Here is a 24,730-nt window from a genome sequence, read left to right as displayed (position 1 = left end):
AGAACCGAGGCCCCGATGCACCCGTTGTTCAGATCGCTTGTTCCGCTGCTGATCGCTGCCGCCACGGCGCAGGCGGCCCCGCTGGCCGAGCATCACGCGAGCGCGCCGGAACTGATGGCCCGCCCCGACCTGCGTCTGCAGCAGCAGAACGGCACCCTTGCCCCCGCTCCCGACCCGGTCGGCACCCGACAGGTGATCCGGGCACGGGCCGGGGCGAAACAGGCGGGCAAGGTGGGCAAGGCGGCGCTGATCCTGCCCTTTGACCCGCTTGGCCCCGGCGCCCGCATCCGGGTCACGGCCGAGCTGTTCCTGCCCCCCGGCAACCCGGCGAACTCGATCCACCTGTTCGATCTGGAATGCAAGTTCTGCGGCCCATCCGGCAATCCCGGGCTGCGGCTCTACCTGCGCCACGGCCGCCTGCGGGTGGATCGCAAGAAGATCGGCGGCGGCCATGCCTGGACCGACGACAGCGCGCCCGCGCTGACCACGGGCCGATGGCATCTGGTCACCTGGGAGCTGAACCTCGGCACCGATGCGGCGCCCGGCAGATCGCAGGTCTATCTCGACGGGCAAAAGGTTCTCGACAACCGGGGTCGCACCCTGCCCGATGTACCCGCCAAGCGCGCCGCCATCGACCGCTTGCAGATCGGCATTACCGCAAATTCCAACCCCGAGACCGTCACCCTCTATCTGGGCGCCGTCACGCTGGAACGCTGGCCCTAGCCGCGCAGATACTCGACCCCGTCAAGGGCACGGGCCAGCAGCGGACGCAGGACAAACCGGTACATCCGGGGCAGCACCGCGTGGCGCTGGGGAAACCCGTCCTTGAACCGCTCGCGTCCCTCGGCCCCGGCATCGGCACGGGGCACGCGGGGGTCGTCGCGTCCGGCCAGGTCCAGCCAGCGCGGCCCGCCCGGCTCGGCGCCGCCCGCCCAGCGCCGGATCGCGTACCAATAGACAAGGTAGGACCGCGGCAGACGCGCATCGGGATCGGCCCAGCCATTGGACATGTTGAGCACGCGCGGCCCGTCGCGCAGCAGGGAGAAAGCCCCGACCGGGGCGCCCTCGGCCTCGACCAATATCAGCGCGCCGCCATGGCGGGCGATCCAGTCGCGCTGCGCCTCAAGCCCCGGCAGGCCCCGCGTGGTCAGACCCCGCGCGCGGGCAAAGGCCTGGGTCCAGTCGCGGACCCGTGCCATCTCGGCCCCGGCCGCGACCGGGCGCAGGGTCAGGTCCAGCTTGTCGAGCTTGCGCAGGTTGCGCCTTGCATGGGCGGTGCAGGCGGCAAAGATCTCCTCGGGCGTCGGGGCAAGATCGATCAGGCCGGTGCAACTGTGCAGGCGCTGCCGCGCTGGCGGGGCCACCTGCCCGCCCAGCCGCGCCAGCAGGCGTTCAACGATCTCGGCCTCGGCATCCTCCCATCGCGGATTCATGGCGACGGTGATCAGGCCCGCATTGCGCAGGGCAGGCAGAAGCGCCGCCAACACCGGTTCCAGATCGGCGGGGGCGGCCACCACCGGACCGCGCCGGAACGCGCCCAGCGCCAAACCGCCCGGCACCCGGCTGAGCCGCAGCACACCATAGGCGGCCAACCCGCCCGCATCGCGTTCGACCAGCACATGCCGATAGCTGTGCCGCCCGCCCTCGTCCTGCATGAGGCCCGGCCAGTCGGGATCCTGCAGATAGCTGTAGCCGGGGCTGGCATCGCAAAAGGTTCTGACCGCCGCGTGCTGTCCGGGCGTCAGATCGCGGCTCAGCACGACCTTCACGACACCACCCCGCGCCGGCCCTTTTGCCAGCCGCTGGCCTTGCGCCGCAACCGCCGGACCCCGCGCGCGGCAAAGAAGGCCGCCAGCGTCGGATCGCCAGGCCGGTGAATCAAGAGCCGTTCCAGCGGGCGCTCGTCGGTCGAGACCTCGCGCACCAACCCATTGCAACGGGTAAAGTCGAAGCCCACCGCGCCCCCCTCGAACGCGTCGCGGACACTTTGCATGACCGAGTTACGACCCACCGCAAGTTCGGCGTATTCCTCGTTGAAATCATTGGCCATTCCGTAATGCACATTGCCATGCACCAGAACGAAGCGGCCCGAGATCGCCACATCGTCCACCTGTCGGGCGGCAAAGAAACAGGCCTCGGGTCCAAGCCTCGCAAAGAGCTTTTCGAGAAACGCAACGCCCTCGGGCGCGGCCCCGTACCCGGTGCCGGTCAGCCCCTTCCACGAGGCCCGCGAGGCCGCCAGATAGGCGTCGAGTGCCGCGCGCCCGTCCCGGTCCGAGCGCAGATCGCGCACCTCCATCTCGGCCAGCTTGCGCTCGCTGCGCCGGAACACCTGCCGGGTCTTGGACTTGAGCCCGCCCAGATAGCTGTCGAAATCGCCATTGGCCGTCACGCTGCAGGCACTCATGGTGGCCTTGCGCCGCACCGCCAGCCCGGCCAGCCGGGCCGCGCGTTCCAGCATCTCGGCATCCGGGGTCTCCAGCGGCTCCAGCCGCCAGAAGCTGAGCCAGTCGGGCCGCAGCAGCGCCGCCAGCGCCGCGTCGGCATCGGGCAGGTCGGGATGCAGCAGCCATTGCGCCATGCCCGCCCGTCCCTCGCCCATGGCGGCCACCGCGCGGGCCTTTCCGGTGCGGAACATCGGCATGGCGCCCACCAGCTTTCCCTTGTGGCGCAAAAGCGAGACCACCAGCGGGCGGCCCCGGCCATATGTCTCGGCCCAGCTGAGAAGAAAGGCGTGGCTGGCAAAGACGCCGCCATCGCTGGCCTTGGCCAGCGCGTGCCACTCACCTTCGATCGCGGCGAACCCGGCCGGATCGGTAATGCGTTCATACGCGTACATCCGTCCCCCCGACGGTTTCCGCCCCCACCCACTGCACAATGTGGCGGACGGAACGAATGATTCATGTTGCATGCAAGGCTGGAAAGCATTCAACCTTAATCTCGATGATTTGCTCCGAAACACTTTGTTTCCCGGCGGACGCGACCGCCGCCCGTCTGTTCGGGCGCGGCCCAGCCCCCGGCAGAAAGGCCTGACCCGTATCATGTCCGCCGCGCGCCTGCTGGCCAATATCGTGCTGATGACCGGACTGAAGCTGGTGGGGCTGCTGCTCAGCGTTCTGCTGATCGTGCTGCAAACCGCCGCCTTTGGCACCACCCCGGCAGCAGATGCCTATTTCACCGTACGCCGCTTCGTACTATCGGCCATCGCCATGGCCTTTGAGGCGACCAACCAGCTGGCAGTGCCTGAATTCGTGCGCGAGGTGCAGAGCGGCGGTCATGCCGGCATGCGGCGGGCGCTCTTGCGTTTCGGCATCCCCATCGTGGGGTTGCTCAGCCTGATCGCGCTGGCGCTGTGGGTCTTTGCCGAACCGGTGGTACGGCTGCTGGCGCCGGGCTTCGACGACGACCGGCTGGCACAGGCGGCCGAGCTGTTGGGCGTGGTCGCGCTGTGCCTACCGCTGACCGGGATCGCCGCGCTTGCGGGCGCGTTCAACTTTGCCCGCCGCCGGTTTGGCCTGACCACGCTGGCGCGGCTGCTGCCGCGCGTGACCTTGTTGCCGGTTCTCCTGGTGATGGGCGCGGCGGTGACGCCGCTGTCGCTGTCATGGGCGCTGGTCATCGGGGTCGCGCTTATGGCGCTGATGATCGTGGTTCAGGGCCTGCGCGACCTGCGCCGGATGGACCGTGGCGGTCATTCGATGCCGCGCCGGTCGACCACGCCGCGCCGGGCTGCCGCCGTCACCATCAACGCCGCCGCACAGATGGCGATGGGCTGGGCCGACGCGGCGCTTGCCTCGCTGACCGGTCTGGGTGGCGTCACCATCATGTTTGTCGCCCAGCGCCTGCTGAGCGCGGCCCCCGGCGCCGTCAATTCGGCCGTGAACTCGGCCTATTACACCGAATACTCCCATGCCGCCGGGGCCGAGGCCGGCGCCCGCCCCACCATCGCCGCCGCCGTGCGGATCAGCCTGTTCCTGACCCTGCCACTGGTGGCTTTCGTGATGATCGCGGCAACACCGCTCATTACCTTTCTGCTGGAACGTGGCGCCTTTACCGCCGAGGACACCGCCGCCACCGCCGATCTGGTGCGTTTCCTGGCGCCACTCTTGCTGGTGAACGCGGTGCTGGCCGCCTTTCTGCCGGCGACGCTGGCCGATGACGGGCTGCCGCTGGTGCGGGTGTTCCTGTGGTTCTCGGCGGTCGCGCTACTGATCCGCTTTGCCGCCGGCCTGCCGCTGGGCGCGCTGTTCGGCCTCAAGGGGGTGGCAAGCTCGATCCTGCTGGCCTCGACCGGGTCGGCGCTGGTGCTGGCACGCGCGCTCCATCGCCGCCACGGCGCGTTGGGCACCTGGCACGACCTGCGCGAGATCGCCCTGATGATCGGCGCCGCGGTGGTTGCGGCGGCGGTCTCGACGCTGGTCTGGTGGCAACTGGACCTGGGCGACCTGGCCCTGCTGTGCGCCCATGCGCTGACCGTCGGACTGCTGTTCCTGGCTGGATGCGCTCTGTTGCGCCTGCCTGAAATGCAGGCCCTGCTGGCGCTTTTGCGTCGCAGGCGGCGCTAGGGGTACCGGTTTCGGAAACAGACAGTTTCCAACGTGGTCGATTACCGTGGCCACAAGGCAAGTTACTGATTAGGATACTCGTATCCGGTTGCCTCGGGGGGGTCGAAGGCACCGGTCGCAAGAAGCGTGATCCAAAGGTGGGGGCCTTGCCGATTTCGCTGGACAGCCATGTGACGCGCGTAAGCATGGCGCAGGTTCGGTGTTGCCGCCCTTCAGGATTGCCGCACATCTCGGGAGGGGGGATATGGGCGTATTGTCATCCGAACTGGACAAGCTGCTGGCGGTTGCGCTGCTGCTTTGCGCTTCGCTGCTGGTGCGTCAGGCGGTGATCTTTTCAGGCCAGACCTGGATCCGGACCTTTTCGCATACGCTGACATTGCTTCTGTTGCCGCTGGTCACCTATTCGCTGACCTCGGTCATCTCGGGCAATATCGCGCTGTCGCTGGGCATGGTAGGGGCGCTGTCGATCGTGCGCTTCCGCAACCCGGTAAAATCGCCGCTGGAACTGGTGACCTATTTCCTGATGATCTCCTGCGGGATCGCGGCCGCGGTCAGTGTCTCGTGGCTGGTGTTGCTGGTCGGCAGCGCGGTGGGTACGCTGGTGGTGGCGGAACTGTTCAACCGGTGGTCGCGACGGGTCCGGGGGGTGCCGCTCTACACAACGTCCTTTACCGAGGGCAATGCGCTGCACACGCTCGAGGTGTTCTCCGAAACCGAGATGCCCGACCTGCTGGGCCATGCCGCGCTGGTCGGGTTCGACAAGACACCCGAGGGGGTCGTCTATCGATTTGCCAGCCCCTCGCGGCAGGACCTGCTGGCGCTGAGCGGTGCGGTCAACGGCCAGACCGGGATCACCCGCATCGCCTTTGCGGCGGCCTGAACGCCATGTGGCGGCGCCTTCTGACTGCACTGCCCGCCCTGCTGCTGGCGGTGGTGGCCGAGGCGGGCTGCGACTTTCCGACCGGGCAATACCGGGCGGAACTGGCGGATATTGCTTCGGTCCGGCGGATCGAAGTGAGCGTCGACAAGGCCCGAAAATGGGCCCGCAACGGGCTGCGGATCATTACGTCGGATGGCGAACAGATCGCCGAGAAATACAAGCGGAGTTTTAACGGAACCGTCTCGGTATTCTACGATTTCGGCCGTTGCGACTTTCCTGCCCGACTGCGCCAGAACGGCGATTTCAAGGATCATGTGGAGCTGGACCGGGGCCGCCTGCTGCAAAGCCTGAACATCCGTCTGGACGAGGGCAATATCGCCCATGCGGTACGGTTCAAGCTGTTCCTGCAAAAAACCCGCAATTCCGAAAACGAGGTGCTGGCCACCCTGCTGTTGTCGCGGCTGGGCTTTCTGGCGCCGCGTACCCGGGTCGTCGATGTGGTGCAGAACGGCACGCCGGTGCGCATGCTATGGCAGGAAACCGTGGCCAAGGAGTTTCTGGAACACAACCGCCGCCGCGAAGGCCCGATGTTCGAGGGCGACGAGGCGCTGCTGGCGCTGTGGTCGGACCGGGGCGGCTATCTGCTCGAGGATCTGGGCCTGGCGCGGGTGGTCAACGGCAAATGGGTCGAGCGCGGTGCTGCCTCGGTGGCGATGACGGCGGATGCCTTCACCCGGTTACAGGCCGCTTACGCCACCTACGGCAACGCCCATGCGCCCGATCCTTCGCAGGCCCTGACCGGCATGCCTGTGCCCGCAACCGACAGCGCCGAGGCCGCGCGCATCTGGTGGGACTATGCCGCGCTGATGTTCGCCATGCGCGCCAGCCACGGGCTGCGCCCGCATAACCGCAAATTCTACTGGAACGCCTTTCTGCAAGGCATGGAGCCGATCTATTACGATGGTGAGGCCGATCCGAAACGGGCCGATCCGCGCTATCTGCGCGCACTCGACAAGGTGCTTTATGCACCGCATTTCAGCGTCGAACGCATGGCCCGACTTCAAGCGGCGGTGGCCGCGCTGGACGGCGCCGACCTGACCGCGCGCTACCGGGCGCTCTGCGACAGCGGCTGCGCACCCGATGCGGCGGCTCGTCTGCTGGACCGTCTGGCCGCGAACCTGCCCGCGCTGGTCCTGCCCTCGGAGGCCACCGGGGCCGCCCTCGCCGATCCCTGGCCCGTCTTCCGCGCGCGCCTCTTCCAGCGACTGCCCGAGGCCCGCAGCCGGGACATCGCCGCCGCCGATCCGGCCAGCGGGATCGCAACAGCAGAGCTCTGCTCCCGCGACAACTGCGAAACACAGGTTCTGGACCGCGCCGCCCATGTGGCGGCCCTGTCGGGCGCGGTTCTGGACGGCATGAAACTGACCATGACCCTGACCGCGCAAACAGCGGATGGCACGGCCTATACCACCACGCCCCTGACCGGCTGGGGCCTGACCCTGCGCCACAGCCCGGGCCTTGCCATAGAGCCGGACCCGCAAGGCCGGCGGCTGGTGCTGACCCAGTCGGCACCTGACGACTGGGCCCTCTTGATGGGCGACCGGCTGGAAGGGGTCGAGATCGCGTTCAAGGGCCTGCCCCCGCCGCCCGCCGCTGCCGAGGCCCCGCCCGAGCAGCGGTTCAACCCCTATGGGCTGACCGGCTGCCTGACCCTTTATGGCATGACCCTCTCCCGGGTGCGGATCAGCACCGAAGGCGGCGGATGCGAAGACGGCGTCAACATCGTCTCCAGCCGGGGGGACATCGCGCTGCTCGAGGTCCACGATGCCGCCTCGGATGCGGTGGACATGGACTTTGCCGATCTGCATGTGGCCGAGACAAGGATCACCGGCGCGGGCAATGACTGTCTGGATCTCAGCGGCGGCCACTATCGGTTCGATCTGGTACTGGCGGCCAACTGCGGCGACAAGGCGGTGTCGGTCGGCGAGGCAAGCGCGGTCGCCATCGGCGATCTGGACGCGCGTGCCAGCGCCATAGGCATCTCGTCCAAGGACGGATCAAGCGTGACCGTCGACCGGGTCGGGATCGAGGCCACGCTGTTCTGCCACGAGGTCTTTCGCAAGAAACAGGAATTCCCCGGCGCCTATCTGCGCCTTGGTCCCGGCCAATGCAACGGTCCGGCGGGCTGGGTCGACGCCGACTCGGTCCTCGATCCGCACGGGGACAGCGGATGAGCTTCCGGATCGAAGAAAAGGTGGTTCTGACGGCAAGCGACATGGCCCGCCTGCAAGCCGATCTGCAAGGCCGTGGCATGGTGCCGCTCTATCCCGCGCGGCTGATCCGCTCGGTCTATTTCGACACCACAGGGTTGCAGATGTTTTCGGACTCAGAGGAAGGGGTGCTGCCGCGCAAGAAGGTTCGCCTGCGCCGCTATCCCGAACAGACCGACGCAGGCGCGGTGCTGGAGACCAAGATCTCCTCGGTCGAGGGACGGTTCAAGACCACCCGGCCCGTCGATGCCGGAACTGAAGCACGGTTGCTGAGACAGGGTCATTTCGACCGCGACTACGGCACCTTGATGCCGATGGTCGAGGTCAGCTATCGCCGCTCCTATTACAGCCTGAACGGGCTGCGCATCACCTTTGATCGCGACATCTCCTATGCACGCCCTGACGGACAGCTGGCGCATCGCGAGTCCTGGACCGTTTGCGAACTCAAGGCCCCCGCCGGGGCGCCTCTGGATGCGCTGCACCATGCCCTGCCCGTCCCCAGACGGCGTTTTTCCAAGTTTTGCAACGGGATAAGCGCAGTAATCGCCCGCGCATAATGCCCCCCGGCGCGACGCTTTGGCGCTGTGTTTCATGCAAAAAACACGGGCCGCCCATTGAAACGCAATCGTTTTTTTGAATATATAGAAACCAAGCGGTTTCGACCCGTCACCCAGATCGGTCGACCGAACCGAAAGGTGCCCTATGAAAGTGATCCTCCCTGCCCTGCTGATGAGCCTTGCCGCGTTGATCGCGGCGCCCGTGCTGGCCGAAACCACCGCCCGCCGCGTCACCGTCACCGAATGGAAAACGGTCTTTGCCAAGGTCGAACCGCGCGACAGCCTGCCCGCCCGGTCGCGGCTGGGTGGCATCTTGCAGGAAATCACCGTGGCCGAGGGCAGCGCCGTCACCCGGGGCCAGCAGATCGGCACCACGGTGGACGAGAAGCTGGAGCTGGAACTGCGCGCCATCGACGCGCAGCTGAACGCGCTGGGATCGGAGCTGAGCAATGCCGAGGCCGAGCTGACACGCGGCCAGAACCTGCTGGAACGCGGGGTGACCACCGAACAGAATGTCGACGCGCTGCGCACCCGCGTGCAGGTGATCGAGGGCCGGATCGGCACCACCCGCGCCCAGCGGGACGTCCTGTTGCAACGCACCGACGAGGGCCGCATCCTGGCGCCGATCACCGGCACGGTGATCGACGTTCCGGTGACCGAAGGCTCGGTGGTGCTGCCGGGCGAGATGATCGCGGTGATCGGCGGCGGCGGCTTCTTCCTGCGCCTCGCCGTGCCCGAGCGGCATGCCGATTTCCTGGCCGAGGGCGACAGCATCGCCATCGCCGGGATCGAGGGCGCCGAGACCGGCACCCTCGCCAAGCTCTATCCCCAGATCGAGAATGGCCGGGTGATCGCCGATGTCGAGGTTGCTGGCCTGTCCTCCGAATTCATCGGGCGCCGGGTACTGGTGCGCCTGCCGGTGGGCCGGGCCGAGGTGGTGGCGGTGCCACCCGCGGCGGTCGCCTCGCGCATGGGTCTTGATTTCGTGCGCGTCGCCGGACCGGATGGCGGCGCCACCGAACGTGTGGTGGTGATCGGCACCCCGGTCGAGGACGAGGGCGAAAGCCTGATCGAAATCCTGTCCGGCCTCAAGGGTGGCGAAGTGCTGGTGGCCGATCATGAGTGAGGGATCACAGAACACCCCCCTTGGCATCGCGGGCGGGCTGACACGCGGCTTCATCCGCTCGGCCCTGACGCCGCTGATGATCCTTGCGGCCCTTGCCATGGGGCTGGTGGCGCTGATCAGCCTGCCACGCGAGGAAGAGCCGCAGATCTCGGTGCCGCTGGTTGATATCCATATCCAGGCACCGGGGCTCAAGGCCGAGGATGCGGTGAAACTGGTCACCGAACCGATGGAGACCATCGTCAAGGCGATCGGCGATGTGGACCATGTCTATTCGCAGACCGGCGACGATTATGCCATGGTCACCGCCCGGTTCCTGGTCGGCACCCCTGCCGATACCGCCATCCTGCGCGTGCATGACAAGGTGCGCGCCAACATGGACCGCATCCCGGTGGGCATCGGCGAGCCGCTGATCGTCGGGCGGGGCATCGACGACGTGGCCATCGTCTCGCTGACCCTGTCGCCGCGCGACGGGGCCGGGGATGTCTCGGCCAACGACCTGACCCGCATCGCGCGGGAATTGCAGGTGCAACTGGCCAAGATCGGCGATGTGGGCCTGACCTATCTGGTGGGCGAAGCGCCCGAGGCGATCCGCATCGCGCCCGACCCCGAACGGCTGGCGCTGTACGGCGTGACGCTGCAACAGTTGGCGGCCAAGGTCGAGGGCGCCAACCGGGCGCTGGCCACCGGGCTGGTGCGCGATGGCGGCGAACAGATCGCGCTGGTGGCGGGCGAGACGCTGCACGCGCCCGCCGAGATCGCCAACCTGCTGCTGACCACCCGCGACAACCGGCCCGTCTATGTGCGCGACGTGGCCGATGTGCGCTTTGTCCCCGACACGTCCGAGCGGATCGTGGCCAATGTCACCCGCGACGACAGCGGCGAGATCCGCCGCAGCCCGGCGGTGACGCTGGCGCTGGCCAAGCGCGCCGGGGCCAATGCCGTGGTGGTGGCCGAAGAGATCCTGCACCGGGTGCATCTTCTGGAGCACGACCTGATCCCCGACAGTGTCGAGGTCACGGTGACCCGCGACTATGGCGAGACCGCCAATGAAAAGGCCAACGAGCTGCTGTTCCACCTTGGCCTGGCCACCGTGTCCATCGTGGTGCTGGTGCTGTTCTCGATCGGCTGGCGCGAAAGCATCGTGGTCGCGGTGGTGATCCCGGTCACCATCCTGCTGACGCTCTTTGCGGCTTGGGTCATGGGCTACACGCTGAACCGGGTGTCACTGTTTGCGCTGATCTTTTCCATCGGCATCCTCGTCGATGACGCCATCGTCGTGATCGAGAACATCGCCCGTCACTGGGCCATGCCCGACAGCGCCAGCCGCACCCAAAAGGCGATCCGCGCGGTGGCCGAGGTGGGCAACCCCACCATCGTCGCCACGCTGACCGTGGTGGCGGCGCTGCTGCCGATGCTGTTCGTGTCGGGGCTGATGGGGCCGTATATGAGCCCGATCCCCGCCAATGCCTCGGCGGCGATGATCTTTTCCTTTTTCGTGGCGGTGATCATCACCCCATGGCTGATGGTCAAGATCGCCGGCCGCGCGCCCGCCCATGCCCATGACGAGGCCGCCCAGCATGGCGGCACGCTGGGGCGCCTCTATCGCGCGGTGGCACGTCCGCTGTTGCGCACCAAATCCGGCAGCGGGTTGTTCCTTTTGGTGGCGGCGGTTCTGTCCTTCGGCTCGCTGGGCGCGCTTTATACCCGCGACGTGACGGTCAAGCTCTTGCCGTTCGACAACAAGTCCGAACTCTCGGTGGTGATCGACCTGCCCGAAGGCGCCTCGGTCGAGGAGACCGACGCGGTAGCGCAACAGGTGGCGCGTCGCGTGCTGGATCTGCCCGAGGTGATCTCGGCCCAGACCCATGCGGGCGATGCGGCGCCCTTCAACTTCAACGGGCTGGTGCGCCATTACTATCTGCGTGCCCGGCCCGAACTGGGTGATGTACAGATCAACCTGCTGCCCAAGGATGCACGTGAGCGCACCAGCCACGACATCGCGCTGGATATCCGCCAGCGGCTCTCCACGCTCGACCTGCCCGAGGGCACGGTGCTGAAAACCGTCGAGCCGCCCCCCGGCCCGCCGGTCATCGCCACCCTGCTGGCCGAGGTCTATGGCCCCGATGCCGACAGCCGCCGCGCCGCCGCCACCCGCATCCGCGAGGCGTTCGAAAGCGTGCCTTTCGTGGTCGATGTGGATGACAGTTTCGGCACTCAGGCCCGCCGTCTCAGGGCCACGGTCTCGACCGATCAGCTGGAGTTCTTCGGCGTGCAGGAGCATGACGTCTTCTCGACGCTGGCGATCCTGAACGCGGGCCAGACGGTGGGCTATTCGCACCGGGGCGAGGGCCGCCGCCCGATCCCCATCGAGGTCGCGCGCGACAGCGCCGACCGGGTGGTGGACGAACGGTTCCTGTCGACCCCGGTTCCGGCCAATGTGCTGCCGGGTGCGCGCGGCGTGGTCGAGCTGGGCGATGTGGTCGAGCTGCGTGAAGAGCGCGCCTCGTACCCCGTGTTCCGTCATAACGGGCGCGCCGCCGAGATGGTGATGGCCGAACTGGCCGGCGATTTCGAGGCGCCGCTTTACGGAATGCTCGCGGTGGCCGAGGCGCTGGATGCGATGGACTGGCCCGAAGGCACCAAGCCCCAGATCCGTCTGAACGGCCAGCCCGAGGATGAAAGCGGCATCACCCTGCTGTGGGACGGCGAATGGGAGGTCACCTGGATCACCTTCCGCGACATGGGCGCGGCCTTTGGTGTGGCGCTGTTGGGCATCTACATCCTGGTGGTGGCGCAATTCGGCTCGTTCCGGCTGCCGCTGGTGGTGCTGACGCCGGTGCCTCTGACCTTTCTGGGCATCATCATCGGGCATTGGTTGTTCAACGCGCCCTTCTCGGCGCCCTCGATGATCGGCTTCATCGCGCTGGCGGGGATCATCGTGCGCAACTCGATCCTGCTGGTGGACTTCATCCGCCATGCGGACCCGTCGCTGGACAAGATCGAGACGCTGATCGAGGCAGGCGCGATCCGGTTCAAGCCGATCCTGCTGACCGCGGTGGCGGCGATGATCGGGGCGGCGGTGATCCTGACCGACCCGATCTTTCAGGGGCTGGCGCTGTCGCTGCTCTTCGGGCTGCTCAGCTCGACCCTGCTGACGGTGCTGGTGATCCCGGCCATCTACCGCGTGTTCAAGACCTGAGCAGGCGGTATAGAACCAAAGTGCCATTGCCCTTCGCGCCGCCATCTGGCCCAATGCGGCGCGGAGGAGAGAGAGATGTTCAGATACGGGCTTTCCCTGTGCGCCACGTTGCTGGCGGGTGCGGCGCTGGCCGCCGACACGCCGCAAGTGCCGCTTGACGATCCGTTTGCCTCGGGCATGTGGGAGGACCACCAGATCGCGATCCTGGGCGACCCCGCCGATATCCGGTTCGACGACCGGGTGCGCGTGTTTGCGCCCGCCGCCGCAGAGGATGCGTTTCACGTGCCCCTCTTGATCGACGCCACCGCCATCCCCGATGTCGAGGAGATCGTGGTCACAGCCGATTACGGCCCGATCCCCAAGATCCTCAGCTATTTTCCCGGCGAGGCGCAGGCGAAACTGGCGCTGCGCTTCAAGATCGACCAGGCCACCGCCGTGCGCGCCTCGGTCCGCACCAAAAGCGGCAGCTGGCATGTGGGCGGCACCCTGATCGACGCGGCGGGCGGCGGCTGTACCGCACCCGCGCAGGCCTATGCCTCGGACGACTGGGAGGAGAAGCTGGGCGAGATCCATGGCCGGCTCTGGGCCGCCACCGGGCGGGCCCGGCTGATCGTGGATCACCCGATGGATACCGGGCTGGCCGATGGCATCCCGGTCTTCATCATCCGCGATCTCAGCTTTACCAACGACGCCGGACAGGAACTGGCGCGGCTGGCGCTGAGCGAACCGGTGAACGAAGACCCGGCCTTTACCCTCTATTTCGACCCCGCACGGATGCCGCCGCTGCTGCATGTCAGCGGGCGCGACAACAACGGCAACCAGATCGCGGGCACGCTGACGGGCGAGGAAGTCAACTGATGCCAAGCCGCCGTGCCCTGCTGGCCGGTGCCGCCGCCGGGCTGGGACTGTCCGCCCTGCCCGCCGCCCCGGTCTTTGCGCAGGCAAAGCTGCGCTATGATCTGGCGCCGCGCCCGGTGCTGCCCGGCGTCTGGATGATCGAGGGCGTCACCGACTATTTCGACAAGGTCAATGGCGGTGCCATCGTCAATTGCGCCGTTCTTCAGGGGCAATCGGGGTTGATCCTGATCGACAGCGGTCCCTCGCGCCGCTATGGCGAGGCGCTGGCGGCAACCCTGCGACCGCTCGACCTGCGCGGCGTGTCGGCGGTGGTCAACACGCACCACCACCCGGATCATTTCTTTGGCAACCAGGTCTTTGCCGACCGGCCGATCCTTGCCCTAGGCCAGACGTTGGAGGCCGCCCGCCGCGACGGCGACGCCTTCGCCGACAACATGTATCGGCTGCTGGGCGACTGGATGCGCGGCACCGAGCCGGTGCCGCCCAATACCGCGCTGGACGGGGGCGAAGTGACCATAGACGGTCGCCGGTTCACCGCGCTGCCGCTCGGCGGACATACCGAGGCCGATCTGGCGCTGGTCGACATTGAAACCGGGTTGCTGATCACCGGCGATCTCGCCTTTCTCGACCGCGCCCCCACCACGCCGCACGCGGATCTGGCGCGCTGGCAAGAGGCGCTCACCACGCTCGAAGGGCTGGGCGCCCCCGCCGTGCTGCCGGGCCATGGTCCGTTCGACCGTACCGGCGCGGCGTTGCGTCAGACCCGCGCCTATCTGTCCTGGCTGGACGAGACCCTGCATGATGCCGCCCGCACCGGCCTCGACATGGTCGAGGTGATGGATCTGCCGCTGCCAGAGGAGTTCGCCGCCATGGGCGCGCAACCGCAGGAGTTTCACCGCTCGGTCGCGCATCTGTTCCCCGGCGTGGAGCGCGCGGTGCTGCCGCGCGCGAACTAGCGCCCGGTCAGTCCACCGGAACAGGCACCGGTTCGACCGGCTCCAGCGGCCAGCCCAGTTCGCGCCAGCCATCGGTGCCCAGCGGGAACCAGTGCACCTGAAGATACCCCAACCCGGCGATCCGCTGCGCGGCGTTCCAGCTCATCCAGCAATCGGCCACGCAGAACACCACGATGGCACGGGCCTTGCTGCCACCGGTCAGCCGCTGCAACTCGCGCTCCAGATAGGCCTGCATGGCAGGTTCCAGCACCCCGCGCCCGACCTCGGGCAGCCAGACCGCGCCCGGCAGACTCTGGCGCGGTTCCGGCACCAGCCAGGTGCCGTCCAACTCGTCATAGCGCGATTGCGACGCACCATAGACATCCAGCGCCACCGCACCGCGCGCGATCAGCTTGCGCGCCCAAAGGGCCGAGATCTTGCTTGCAGGCGGCGGAATATCCTCGGGCACCGGTGCCCGATGACGGTCGATCCTGAGGCCGGTTTCAGGATGGAACAGGTCGGGCTTGCGCGCGCGGATGGCGTCAGAGGTCTCGGCCAAAGCCGAACCCGCATCCACCAACAAGGCAATTGCCAACAGTGCAGCCACAAGCCGCATGCACGATCTCCATTGCCCCAGGGTTGGGCGATTGGGACCCGGATCGCACAAGCTGTCAAGCGCTAATAAGTTGAAGTATCCAGAGATTGCTTCTGCTTGCCCCACGTTCTTCAACGGCCACTCCTAAGACCTTGGTCCAATGTCACACACCCCGCAACCCGGCCTAGCCTTGGCGCCATGCGTGCGCTTTTACTCTCCTTCTGTCTGATGCTGGCGGCCATGGTAGCCGGGGCCGATCCGCTGACGCCGGACCAGATCGCCGCCTATGTCAAACCACCGCTGCTGCTGGGCGAAGTGGTCGAGGATACCGGGATATTCTCGCTGATCGACGTCTATGGAAAACCGGCGGGCTATGTGTTCGAAACCGAACCGCTGGCCCCCCTCCCCGGCTTTTCCGGTGCCCCGGTCAACTTGTTGGTGATGCTGGATGCCGAGGGCAGCTTCATTGAGGTGCGCCTGATCGAACAGAACGAGCCGATCTTTGTCTCGGGCTTGGGCGTGGCGCCGTTCGAACAGTTCTTGGAACAATATCGCGGTCTCAATATCGCCACGCCGATGGTGGTGGGCACGCCCTATGGCAACAGCGGCGGCGGCGCCTCGGCACTGACCTATCTGGACGGGGTGACCAAGGCCACCGCCTCGGTCCGCATCGCCCATGAAACCGTGTTGGCCGCCAGCCTGGCCGTGGCGCGCGAACGCATGCAGGGCATCGCCACCGCGCCGCCGCGCGCGCCCGACCCCGATCATGACGAACCGCTCGACTGGGCCGCGCTAGTGGCCCAAGGGATCGCCAGCCATCACGTGGTCAGCAACGCGCAGGTGCAGGCAGGGTTCGACGGCACCCTCTGGGCGGGCGACGACGCGCAGGCGCTGGCCGATCCCCAAGCGCCCTTTGTCGACCTCTGGATCCTCGATCTGGGTCCGCCCGCGATTGCCCGCGCCGTCCTGTCGGCGCAAACGCTGGAAGAATTGCAGCAGTTTCAGACGCTCTCTCCCCATGATGAACCGATCCTGCTGATCGAGACCGCGCGTCACGGGTTGGTGGGCGAGGATTTCGTTCGCAACACCGCCCCCGATCTGGTTTCGGCGGAACAAGGCAGCCTGCCGGTAGCCCTGCGCGATGCGGATCTCTTTGTCGAACTGGCGCCCGGCCTGCCCGAAGGCCGCGCAATGATCCTGCGGGCCGACCGGCGGCTGGGTTTCGATCCGGCCTCGGACTGGGAGCTGACCCTGCAAGTGCAACGTGCTCATGGCAGTTTCCAGCCGGTGATCGGTGCGCGCAGCTTCAGTTTCACCCATGCCACGCCCGAACGGTTCTTTCTGTCTGAAACCGGCCCCACTGCGCTGCCGCCCTGGCAAGAGGCGCTGCGTGGACGCGCGTTCGATATCGGCCTGCTCACGGTGTTTCTGGGGTTGCTGGTGCCGGCGCTGCTGCTGCGACAAAGCCAGCTGGCGGCGCTGCGCGCCTATGTCCCGCTGCGATTGGGAGTGCTGGCAATAACACTGGGTTTTATCGGCTGGTGGGCACAGGGCCAGCTGTCGGTGGTGACGCCGCTGGCGGTGCTGCGTGGTGCTCTGGATGGCGGCAGTCTGGCGTTCCTGCTCTATGATCCGGTCTCGCTGCTGCTTTGGGGCGCTGCGGTGCTGGGCTTCCTGCTCTGGGGGCGCGGATTGTTCTGTGGCTGGCTCTGCCCCTATGGCGCGATGCAGGAATTCGCCCATCATCTGGGTCGTTGGCTGCGCCTGCCTCGCCTGCCCCTGCCCGACGCCTGGGACCGGCGATTGAAATGGCTGAAATACGCGGTGCTGGCCGGTCTGGTGGCGGTGGTGCTCTTGGCGCCCGGCGAACTGGAAACCGCAGCCGAAGTGGAGCCGTTCAAGACCGCGATCACCACCTTCTTTTTGCGCGAATGGTATTTCGCGCTTTATGCCGGGGCCTGGGTCGCCCTCTCCATGGTGACCTTCAAGGGGTTCTGCCGCTATGTCTGCCCGCTGGGCGCGCTGATGGCGATTGGCGGGCTGTTGCGCCTGCGTCGCTGGATACCACGCCGACCCGAATGCGGCAGCCCCTGCCAGCTCTGCCGGGTACGCTGCAACTATCGCGCCATCCGGCCGGGCGGAGAAATCGATTATGACGAATGCTTCCAGTGTCTCGACTGCGTGACCATTCACGACTCGCCCAATCAATGCGTGCCGCTGATCCTGGCGCGCCGGCGCTCGAGGCAAAGCCCCCAAAATCTCTGATGAGATTTTGTTAACAGAGTTTGCCTTTGCAAACTCTGCGATGTTGCTCTTTGAGAAGAGGTCCGCGCGCGCGGCTTGGCGCGCGCGGGTTTTGGTGTCAGGCCATAGCCTGGAGGGCGCGGCGGGTGAGGACGCCTGTCAGGTGGGCGCGATAGGCTTTGGTGCCGTGCAGGTCGGCGATCATGCCGTCCGCCTCGGGTGCCATTCCGTCCAGTGCGGCGCCGCTGGCCAGCGCCTCTTCGGCCGCGCTCCAGCGGAACACACCATCCTCGGACGCACCGGTCACCGCGATCCTTGTGCCGCCGGCATAGTGCGCCACGAACACGCCCACCAGCGCAAAGCGCGAGGCGGGTTGCAGGAACTTCTGGTAATTGGCCTTCTCCGGCACCGGGAAGCGCACGCTGGTGATGATCTCGCCCTCGTCCAGTGCCGTGGTGAACAGGCCCTGGAAATAGTCGTCCGCCGCGATCTCGCGCCGGTCGGTCACGATGGTCGCCCCCGACCCCAGCGCCGCCGACGGGTAGCAGGCCGAGGGGTCGTTATTGGCCAAGCTGCCGCCGATGGTGCCCCGGTTGCGCACCGCCGGGTCGCCGATGCCGCCGGCCAGCGCCGCCAGCGCCGGGTAATGCGCCGCCGCCGCGCGCGCCACCTCGGCATGGGTGGTGCCGCCGCCGATCGACAGCGAGCCATCGTCGTTCAGACACACACCCTTCATCTCGGCGATGCCGCCCAGCGACACCAGCTTCGCCGGCGCCGCCAGCCGCTGCTTCAGCGTCGGGATCAGGGTCTGCCCGCCCCCCAGCGCCTGCGCCTCCTCGCTCTTCAGCGCCGCAACCGCCTCGGCCACGCTGCCGGGCCGCTCAAACTCGAAATTATACATCTCGTTCCTCCTCCAAGAGGGCCGGGTCCTGCCCTTTCCTCTTGCTGAAAATATCCCGGGGGTCCGGGGGCTGGCCCCCGGTCCGCCCTCTCGTCTCAGCCCTGCATCGCCGACCAGACCCGCGACGGGCTCATCGGCATGTCGATATGGGTGACCGCCTTGCCGCCCGATTGCAGCGCGTCGATCACCGCGTTCACCACCGAAGGCGGGCTGCCGATGGCCCCGGCCTCGCCGCAGCCCTTCACCCCCAGCGGGTTGTGGGTGCAGGGCGTGGCGCAGGAATGATCCACAGCATAGAACGGCACGTCATCGGCGCGCGGCATCGCGTAATCCATGTAGGACGCGCTCAAAAGCTGCCCGGTCTCCGGATCATAGGCGCAGTTTTCCAGCAGCGCCTGGCCGATCCCCTGGCCCAGGCCGCCGTGCACCTGCCCCGACACGATCATCGGGTTGACGATATTGCCGAAATCATCGGCCGCGCTGAACCGCTCCACCGTCACCTTGCCGGTCTCGGGGTCCACCTCCACCTCGCAGGCATAGGCCCCGGCCGGATAGGTGAAGTTCGACGGGTCGTAGAACGCCGTCTCCTCCAGCCCCGGCTCGATATCCTCCAGCGGGTAGTTGTGCGGCACATAAGCCGCCAGCGTCACGTCGCCCCAGGCCACGGATTTATCCGTGCCCGCAACCGTGAACTGGCCGCCCTTCAGCTCGATATCGGCCTCGCTGGCCTCCATCAGATGCGCCGCGATTTTCTTGGCCTTGTTGATGATCTTCTCGGTCGCCCGCACCATGGCCGAGCCGCAGACCGCCAGGCTGCGCGAGCCATAGGTGCCCATGCCGAACGGGATCTTGCTGGAATCGCCATGCACGATCTCGATCATGCTCTCGTCGATGCCCAGCATCTCGGCCACCACCTGCGGGAACGCCGTCTCGTGGCCCTGGCCGTGGCTATGCGCCCCCACCATCACCGAGATCGAGCCGGTCGCGTTCACCCGCACCGTGGCCGCGTCGTAAAGACCCGCCCGCGCGCCCAGCTGGCCCACCAGGTTCGACGGCGCGATGCCGCAGGCCTCGATATAGCAGTTCACGCCCAGGCCCCGCAGCTTGCCGCGCGCCTCGGACTCCGCCCGCCGCGCCGCAAAACCCGCGATGTCGGCGATCTCTTCCAGCTTGTCCATCGTGGCGTTGTAGTCGCCCGTGTCATAGACCACCGCAACCGGCGTCTGATAGGGGAACTCGGTCACGAAGTTCTGACGCCTGAGCGCGATCGGGTCGACCCCCAGCTCGCGCGCCGCCTTGTCGATCACGCGTTCCAGCTGATAGGTCGCCTCGGGCCGCCCGGCGCCGCGATAGGCATCCACCGGCACCGTGTTGGTGAACACCGCCTTCACGTTCACATAGATCAGCGGCGTCTTGTAATTGCCCGCCATCAGCGTGCCATGCAGCCAGGTCGGAACGCTCGGCGCAAAGGTCGACAGATAGGCGCCCATGTTGGCATAGGTCTCGGTCCTGAGCGCGGTGAAGTTGTTGTCGGCGTCCAGCGCCAGCTCGATCTTCGACACATGGTCGCGCCCATGCGCGTCCGACATGAAGGCCTCGGACCGCGACGAGGTCCATTTGACCGGCCGCGCCAGCGCCTTGGCCGCGAAGGTGCAGAACGCCTCTTCCGCATAGTGGAAGATCTTCGAGCCGAAGCCGCCCCCCACATCGGGCGCCACCACCCTGAGCTTGTGCTCGGGGATGCCCAGCACGAAGGCCCCCATCAGAAGCCGGATCACATGCGGGTTCTGGCTGGTGGTGTAGAGCGTCGACTCCCCCGTTGCCCGGGCATAATCGCCGATCGCCACCCGCGGTTCCATCGGGTTGGCCACCAGCCGGTTGTTCACCAGTTCCAGCGTCGTCACATGCGCCGCCTCGGCAAAGGCCGCGTCCACCGCGCCCTTGTTCTCCTCGACGAAACCCCAGTCGTAGCAGAGGTTCGACGGCAGATCGTCATGCACCTTCGCCGCGCCCTCGGCCAGCGCCGCCTTCATGTCGATCACCGCCGGCAGTTCCTCGATCTCGGCCTCGATCGCCTCGGCCGCGTCGCGCGCCTGTTCGGGGCTCTCGGCCACAACCGCCGCGATCGGGTCGCCCACATGGCGCACCTTGCCCTGCGCCAGAACCGGATGCCCCGGCTCGGCCATGGGTTGGCCATGCCTGTCGGTCACCTGCCAGCCGCAGGGCAGACCGCCCACGCCCTCGAAATCGGCGCCGGTAAAGATGCGCACAACGCCGGGCATCGCCGCCGCGGCAGACGTGTCCAGCGACACGATCCGCCCATGCGCCACGTCCGAGCGCAGGAAATGCACGTAAGCCTGGCCGTGAATGTTGATGTCGTCGGTGTAATTGCCGGCGCCGGTCAGAAAGCGCACGTCCTCGCGCCGCTTGCTGCTGGCCCCGATGCCACTGTCTTTGGGCATGTCTCGTCTCCTCCAGATATCAGAATGGTCCGCGGAAAGCTCCGCGTGGCCTTATTCGGCCGCGATCCCGCTCACGTCCTGACCGGACGCTGCCAAAATCGCCTTGACGATGTTGTGATAGCCCGTGCACCGGCACAGGTTGCCCTCAAGATGCGCCCGCACCTCGGCCTCGCTGGGCGTCGGGTTCTCCTTCAGCAGCGCCGCCGCCGACATCACCATCCCCGGCGTGCAGAAACCGCATTGCAGACCGTGATGATCCTGAAACGCCTGCTGCAACGCGTTCAGCGTCCCGTCCGGCCCCGCCTGACCCTCGATCGTCGAAACCTCGCATCCCGCTGCCTCGACAGCCAGCATGTTGCAGGACTTCACCGCTACGCCGTCCACATGCACGACACACGCACCGCATTGACCGGTGTCACAGCCCACATGCGTCCCCGTTAGCGACAGGTCCTCGCGTAGGAAATCAGACAGCAAAGCACGTGGCTCAGCTTCAGCCCGCATACTCCGGCCATTCACAACCATGTTTATCTCAGGCACGACAATCCTCCCTTGTGTGTCTCGTTTCGGCAATTCAACCGGAAATCACCCGTTTGAACCAGCCTTTCTTTTTTGCATCATCAGTGGTTTCGGTCTCGGGACCATCCGCTTCAGCCGGCCCCTCGAGCACTTCCTGAAAGCGGGTAAAGAACTGGTCGGCCATCTTGCGCGCGAAACCGTCGATGATCCGGCTGCCCAGTTGGGCCAGTTTGCCACCAACCTTGGCCTCGACCTCGTAGGACAGGACGGTGGTACCATCCTCGCCCGCCTCAAGCCGCACGCGCGCCGCGCCCTTGGCAAAGCCCGCCGCCCCGCCCTTGCCCTCGCCGGTCAGGGTCAGGCTTTCGGGCGCCACCATGTCGGACAGCGTCACGCCGCCCTTGAACGTGGCTTTTACCGGCCCGACCTTTTGCACCACCGTGGCCTCGAACCCGTCCTCGGCGTTGCCACTCATCTCCTGGCAGCCGGGTACGCAGTCCTTCAGCACATCGGGCGAGAGCAGTGCCTCCCAGACCGTTTCCCGGTCCGCCGCGATCACCTTTGAATCGCTCAGTTCCATGTCGTTCGTCTCCGTCCGTTGCGACCACGCTACGCGGCGCGGTCGGGTTGTTCCATTCGACCTTGGGTGTAGACGTCCCCGGAAGGGCCGCCTGCGGGGCGCGTCGATCGCCCTGTCAGCGCAGCTCGGGCGGCGAAAAGGTCAGCCCGTAACTGCGGAAAATTTCCTGGATCCGACCGTCGCCCATCCCGGCAACGATAGCATCGTCGACGGCATAGGCCAGCGGGCGATAGGCGAAATGCACCCCCACCCCGACGGTCCAGCTGCCGGTCGCAAAGCCCGGCAAGGGCGGGCTGTGCACATCCAGATCCGCGGTCAGTCCATGTTCCAGTTGCGCCAGCGGCCCCATCGCGGTCTTGACCTCGCCCGCCGCCAGCCCGGCCATCGCCGCACCCATGTCGGGATAGCGGCGGATGTTGCCGCGCAGCTGGCCGCCGGGAAAGGCGGTCAGGTAGAAATCGGCAATCGAGTCGTTCTCGACCCCAACCGTGTCAAAGCGGAAATAGGCCGGAACCGGTTTGTCCTCGGGATACTCTGCCTTGCCAAAGGCTATCCCCATCCGCTCCACATGGTATTGTCCTGTGAACACCACCTGTTCGACCCGGCAGGCAAAGTTGCTGTCATAGGGCACATGCAGCATCACATTGGCGACCCGCCCGCCCACGATGGGCCCCTTCCAGATCCAGTTGCGCAGATCGGCCTCGAGGTTCTCGCCCGCCGCGACCAGGGTAAAACGGGCCTCGACCCCCAGTTCCCCGGCGATCAGGTGGCCCAGATCGATATCGACACCCTTTGGCGCGCCATTCTCTTCCCAGCTCCAGGGTGGATAGTCCTCGTAGACGGCGAAGGATATCCAGCCGCGTTCCTGTATGGTGTCCAGATCGGCGCCGACGATATCGCGGCTGGCATTCTGCGGGCGGGCCTGGGGCACGTGATCGGCGCAGCGGGTCTGTGCCCAGGCCGGCGCCAAGCCGGTCCCAAGCAGCAACACCGCCAGCGCGACCCGCAGCGTCCCCGCCCGCGCCATGCTCAATGGGCCGCCGACAGGCCGATGGTCAGCGCCTCGGCAGCGGCGGTGAAATCAGGCGCGTCGCCCGAGATCAGGGTCGCCGCGCGCGAGGCGGCGCTGTCGGCCACCGGCGCGCCCGAGGCGGTCTCGACCTCGGCGGCGATCTGGGTCAGTTCGGCGGCCAATACGGCGGCATCGCCCTCGCCCGCTGCAAGTTGGTCGCGGATCTCCTTCAGGCGCGGCGTATGGGCGTCGAGCGCCCCGTCGTCGGGCCGGGTCTCGATATAGGTGCGGATGGCCCAGGCGGCCTTTTGGCCCAGCAGCTCGCCAAAGCCGGGCATCTTGGTGATCCCGTTCTGGGTATAGCCGTGGCGGAACCGCTCGACATACCATTCATCGCCGTATTCGGCGGCCTCGAGATAGCGCAGGTCCGGCGCCAGACCGCCCGACACCACGCCCAGCCCATGGCAGCGCGCGCAGTTCTGGTTATAGCCGGAATCGCCGATCCGGATGGCGGCGGCCCAGACCTCTTCTCCCGCCGCCTCGGCGCGATAGGGGTTCTCGATCAGCCATTCCTCGCCCACGTCAGGCAGGGCGTCGGTGTTGACGGGTTGCGGTGCGACGTCTCCATGCGCCAGCGCCATCCCCGCGCTTAGGCACAGGCCCAATGCACCTGCTTTTGCAGCGTTGATCATCTGCGGTCCTCCAGTCTCCTCGTTCGGGGCTGGTGATAACGCCTCGAACCCTGCGCTGGTATTCGACCTTGGTTTGATCTGCCGGGGAATGTGGACTTTGGTCGAATAGAACCGTCCCGCACGCGCGCTCTAGCCTTGGCCGACAAGGGAGAGAGAATGCGCGTGCAAAGCCTGCTGAGACCGATCATCGCAGCACTGGCGATGGGAATGGCCGCCCTGCCCGCCTTGGGCGAGGTGCAGCTGCGCGTGGCCTATCTGCGGCAGGAAGTGGAGCGTCCGCCGGTCCTGTCCAATCTCGATCCCGAGCCCGCCGGGCTGGGCCTCGACGGCGCCCGGCTGGGGCTGGAGGACAACCGGACCAGCGGTCGGTTTCTGGGCCAGACCTATATGCTCGACACCTATGAGGTCGCGATCGGCGGCGATCTCGAGGCGGCGGCACGCGCGGCGCTGGCCGAGGCGCGGATGCTGGTCATCGACGCCCCCGCCGAGGCGGTGCTGCGCATCGCCGATCTGGCCGAGGCGCAGGGCGCGCTGTTGTTCAACGCCGCTGCCGAAGAGGGCGCGCTGCGCGATGCCGACTGCCGCGCCAACCTGTTGCACACGGGGCCCTCGCTGGCGATGCGGGCGGATGCGCTGATGCAGGTATTGCAGCGCAAGCGGTTCTCGCGGCTGGCCATGATCACCGGCCATGGCGCCCCAGACCTGGCCTATGCCGAGGCGCTCCGTCGCTCGGCGGCCAAGTTCGGCCTCAGGATCGTGGCCGACACACCCTGGCCCTTTGACGCCGACATGCGCCGCAATGCCAGCCAGGAAGTGCCGCTGTTCACCCAGGATTTCGCCGAACATGACATCCTGCTGGTCGCCGACGAGATCGGCGATTTCGGGCGCTATATCGCCTATAATACCTGGTCGCCACGACCGGTGGCCGGGTCCGAGGGGCTGGTGCCCGTTGCCTGGTCTCGGGTGGTGGAACAATGGGGCGCGGCACAGCTGCAATCGCGGTTCTGGGACCTGACCGGCCGCGACATGCGCCCGCGCGACTATGCCGCCTGGGCGGCCCTGCGTGTGCTGGGCGAGGCGGTCACCCGCACCAACAGCACCGATCCCGCCACCCTGCGCGCCTATATCCTATCGGACGCGTTCGAGCTGGCCGGCTTCAAGGGCCGCCCGATGAGCTTTCGTCACTGGAACGGTCAGCTGCGCCAGCCGATCCCGGTGGTCACCGAGCGCGCGGTGGTGATGCAGGCCCCGGTCGAAGGGTTCCTGCACCAGCGCAGCGAGCTTGACACGCTGGGCCTCGACGCGCCCGAATCCCGTTGCACCGCGTTTCAGGAGTGA

At 66.9% G+C, this 24,730-nt stretch carries 20 protein-coding genes; 11 read left to right on the top strand and 9 right to left on the bottom strand.

Annotation, left to right across the window (positions count from 1 at the left end; genetic code table 11):
- The first annotated feature begins 24 nt into the window (after positions 1 to 24).
- Positions 25 to 723, top strand: coding sequence for a polysaccharide lyase family protein (locus MB818_RS16535; protein WP_238905769.1), 699 nt, complete (start codon positions 25 to 27; stop codon positions 721 to 723).
- On the opposite strand, the gene MB818_RS16530 is transcribed toward MB818_RS16535, so the two are convergent.
- Together MB818_RS16530 and MB818_RS16525 are read right to left on the bottom strand one after the other, a co-directional pair.
- The gene (locus tag MB818_RS16530) at positions 720 to 1,769 is read right to left on the bottom strand and encodes a GNAT family N-acetyltransferase (RefSeq protein ID WP_234162909.1); all 1,050 of its coding nucleotides are present in this window, start codon (positions 1,767 to 1,769) and stop codon (positions 720 to 722) included. The two genes, MB818_RS16535 and MB818_RS16530, sit on opposite strands and share 4 nt — an antisense overlap.
- Positions 1,766 to 2,839 carry a GNAT family N-acetyltransferase gene (locus MB818_RS16525; protein WP_238905767.1) on the bottom strand — a complete coding sequence of 358 codons (1,074 nt, stop codon included), beginning with the start codon at positions 2,837 to 2,839 and terminating at the stop codon, positions 1,766 to 1,768. The genes MB818_RS16530 and MB818_RS16525 overlap by 4 nt, the downstream gene beginning before the upstream one ends.
- A 202-nt stretch (positions 2,840 to 3,041) precedes the next feature.
- Between MB818_RS16525 and murJ the strand changes: the two genes are divergently transcribed.
- The 8 genes from murJ (at position 3,042) to MB818_RS16485 (ending at position 14,411) form a co-directional block, all read left to right on the top strand.
- Positions 3,042 to 4,565, top strand: a complete 1,524-nt coding sequence (murJ, locus tag MB818_RS16520; protein WP_238905765.1) for a murein biosynthesis integral membrane protein MurJ — start codon at positions 3,042 to 3,044, stop codon at positions 4,563 to 4,565.
- A gap of 244 nt (positions 4,566 to 4,809) precedes the next feature.
- On the top strand, positions 4,810 to 5,445 hold the full coding sequence (locus tag MB818_RS16515) for a DUF4956 domain-containing protein (RefSeq protein WP_234145918.1): 636 nt from the start codon (positions 4,810 to 4,812) through the stop codon (positions 5,443 to 5,445).
- Between the two features lie 5 nt (positions 5,446 to 5,450).
- On the top strand, positions 5,451 to 7,679 hold the full coding sequence (locus tag MB818_RS16510) for a hypothetical protein (protein WP_238905763.1): 2,229 nt from the start codon (positions 5,451 to 5,453) through the stop codon (positions 7,677 to 7,679).
- Positions 7,676 to 8,272 carry a VTC domain-containing protein gene (locus MB818_RS16505; protein ID WP_238905762.1) on the top strand — a complete coding sequence of 199 codons (597 nt, stop codon included), beginning with the start codon at positions 7,676 to 7,678 and terminating at the stop codon, positions 8,270 to 8,272. The genes MB818_RS16510 and MB818_RS16505 overlap by 4 nt, the downstream gene beginning before the upstream one ends.
- Before the next feature lie 145 nt (positions 8,273 to 8,417).
- Positions 8,418 to 9,398 (top strand): efflux RND transporter periplasmic adaptor subunit, encoded by a 981-nt coding sequence (locus MB818_RS16500; RefSeq protein WP_238905761.1) that lies wholly within the window; start codon positions 8,418 to 8,420, stop codon positions 9,396 to 9,398.
- Positions 9,391 to 12,597, top strand: coding sequence for an efflux RND transporter permease subunit (locus MB818_RS16495; RefSeq protein WP_238905760.1), 3,207 nt, complete (start codon positions 9,391 to 9,393; stop codon positions 12,595 to 12,597). The genes MB818_RS16500 and MB818_RS16495 overlap by 8 nt, the downstream gene beginning before the upstream one ends.
- 75 nt (positions 12,598 to 12,672) lie before the next feature.
- The gene (locus MB818_RS16490; RefSeq protein WP_234137979.1) at positions 12,673 to 13,455 is read left to right on the top strand and encodes a quinoprotein dehydrogenase-associated SoxYZ-like carrier; all 783 of its coding nucleotides are present in this window, start codon (positions 12,673 to 12,675) and stop codon (positions 13,453 to 13,455) included.
- The gene (locus MB818_RS16485; RefSeq protein WP_234137978.1) at positions 13,455 to 14,411 is read left to right on the top strand and encodes a quinoprotein relay system zinc metallohydrolase 1; all 957 of its coding nucleotides are present in this window, start codon (positions 13,455 to 13,457) and stop codon (positions 14,409 to 14,411) included. Before MB818_RS16490 ends, MB818_RS16485 begins: the two co-directional genes overlap by 1 nt.
- A gap of 7 nt (positions 14,412 to 14,418) precedes the next feature.
- On the opposite strand, the gene MB818_RS16480 is transcribed toward MB818_RS16485, so the two are convergent.
- The gene (locus MB818_RS16480; RefSeq protein ID WP_234166810.1) at positions 14,419 to 15,006 is read right to left on the bottom strand and encodes a PQQ-dependent catabolism-associated CXXCW motif protein; all 588 of its coding nucleotides are present in this window, start codon (positions 15,004 to 15,006) and stop codon (positions 14,419 to 14,421) included.
- Between the two features lie 177 nt (positions 15,007 to 15,183).
- Between MB818_RS16480 and MB818_RS16475 the strand changes: the two genes are divergently transcribed.
- On the top strand, positions 15,184 to 17,250 hold the full coding sequence (locus tag MB818_RS16475; protein WP_238905759.1) for a 4Fe-4S binding protein: 2,067 nt from the start codon (positions 15,184 to 15,186) through the stop codon (positions 17,248 to 17,250).
- Between the two features lie 97 nt (positions 17,251 to 17,347).
- Here the strand turns inward: MB818_RS16475 and MB818_RS16470 are convergent, their stop codons facing one another.
- The 6 genes from MB818_RS16470 to pedF all read right to left on the bottom strand — a co-directional run bounded on the left by MB818_RS16470 (position 17,348) and on the right by pedF (position 23,392).
- Positions 17,348 to 18,130 carry an FAD binding domain-containing protein gene (locus tag MB818_RS16470; RefSeq protein WP_234137975.1) on the bottom strand — a complete coding sequence of 261 codons (783 nt, stop codon included), beginning with the start codon at positions 18,128 to 18,130 and terminating at the stop codon, positions 17,348 to 17,350.
- Between the two features lie 95 nt (positions 18,131 to 18,225).
- The gene (locus MB818_RS16465; RefSeq protein ID WP_234177717.1) at positions 18,226 to 20,592 is read right to left on the bottom strand and encodes a xanthine dehydrogenase family protein molybdopterin-binding subunit; all 2,367 of its coding nucleotides are present in this window, start codon (positions 20,590 to 20,592) and stop codon (positions 18,226 to 18,228) included.
- Between the two features lie 51 nt (positions 20,593 to 20,643).
- The gene (locus MB818_RS16460; RefSeq protein WP_234137973.1) at positions 20,644 to 21,129 is read right to left on the bottom strand and encodes a (2Fe-2S)-binding protein; all 486 of its coding nucleotides are present in this window, start codon (positions 21,127 to 21,129) and stop codon (positions 20,644 to 20,646) included.
- A 34-nt stretch (positions 21,130 to 21,163) separates the two neighbouring features.
- Positions 21,164 to 21,688 carry an SRPBCC family protein gene (locus MB818_RS16455; RefSeq protein WP_234137972.1) on the bottom strand — a complete coding sequence of 175 codons (525 nt, stop codon included), beginning with the start codon at positions 21,686 to 21,688 and terminating at the stop codon, positions 21,164 to 21,166.
- A gap of 115 nt (positions 21,689 to 21,803) precedes the next feature.
- On the bottom strand, positions 21,804 to 22,715 hold the full coding sequence (locus MB818_RS16450) for a substrate-binding periplasmic protein (protein WP_234177716.1): 912 nt from the start codon (positions 22,713 to 22,715) through the stop codon (positions 21,804 to 21,806).
- Between the two features lie 2 nt (positions 22,716 to 22,717).
- A complete protein-coding gene (gene pedF / locus MB818_RS16445) occupies positions 22,718 to 23,392 on the bottom strand; it encodes a cytochrome c-550 PedF (protein WP_234137970.1) in 675 nt (224 codons plus the stop codon).
- A 156-nt stretch (positions 23,393 to 23,548) separates the two neighbouring features.
- Between pedF and MB818_RS16440 the strand changes: the two genes are divergently transcribed.
- Entirely contained in the window at positions 23,549 to 24,730 is a 1,182-nt protein-coding gene (locus tag MB818_RS16440; RefSeq protein WP_238905758.1) for an ABC transporter substrate-binding protein, read from the top strand.

Origin of the sequence: Ruegeria alba, assembly GCF_022321465.1 — a bacterium.
In the GTDB taxonomy this organism is placed as follows: domain Bacteria; phylum Pseudomonadota; class Alphaproteobacteria; order Rhodobacterales; family Rhodobacteraceae; genus Ruegeria_B; species Ruegeria_B alba.
The sequence above is the reverse complement of the archived record's forward strand: the minus strand, read 5'-3'. Positions and strand labels throughout refer to the sequence as shown.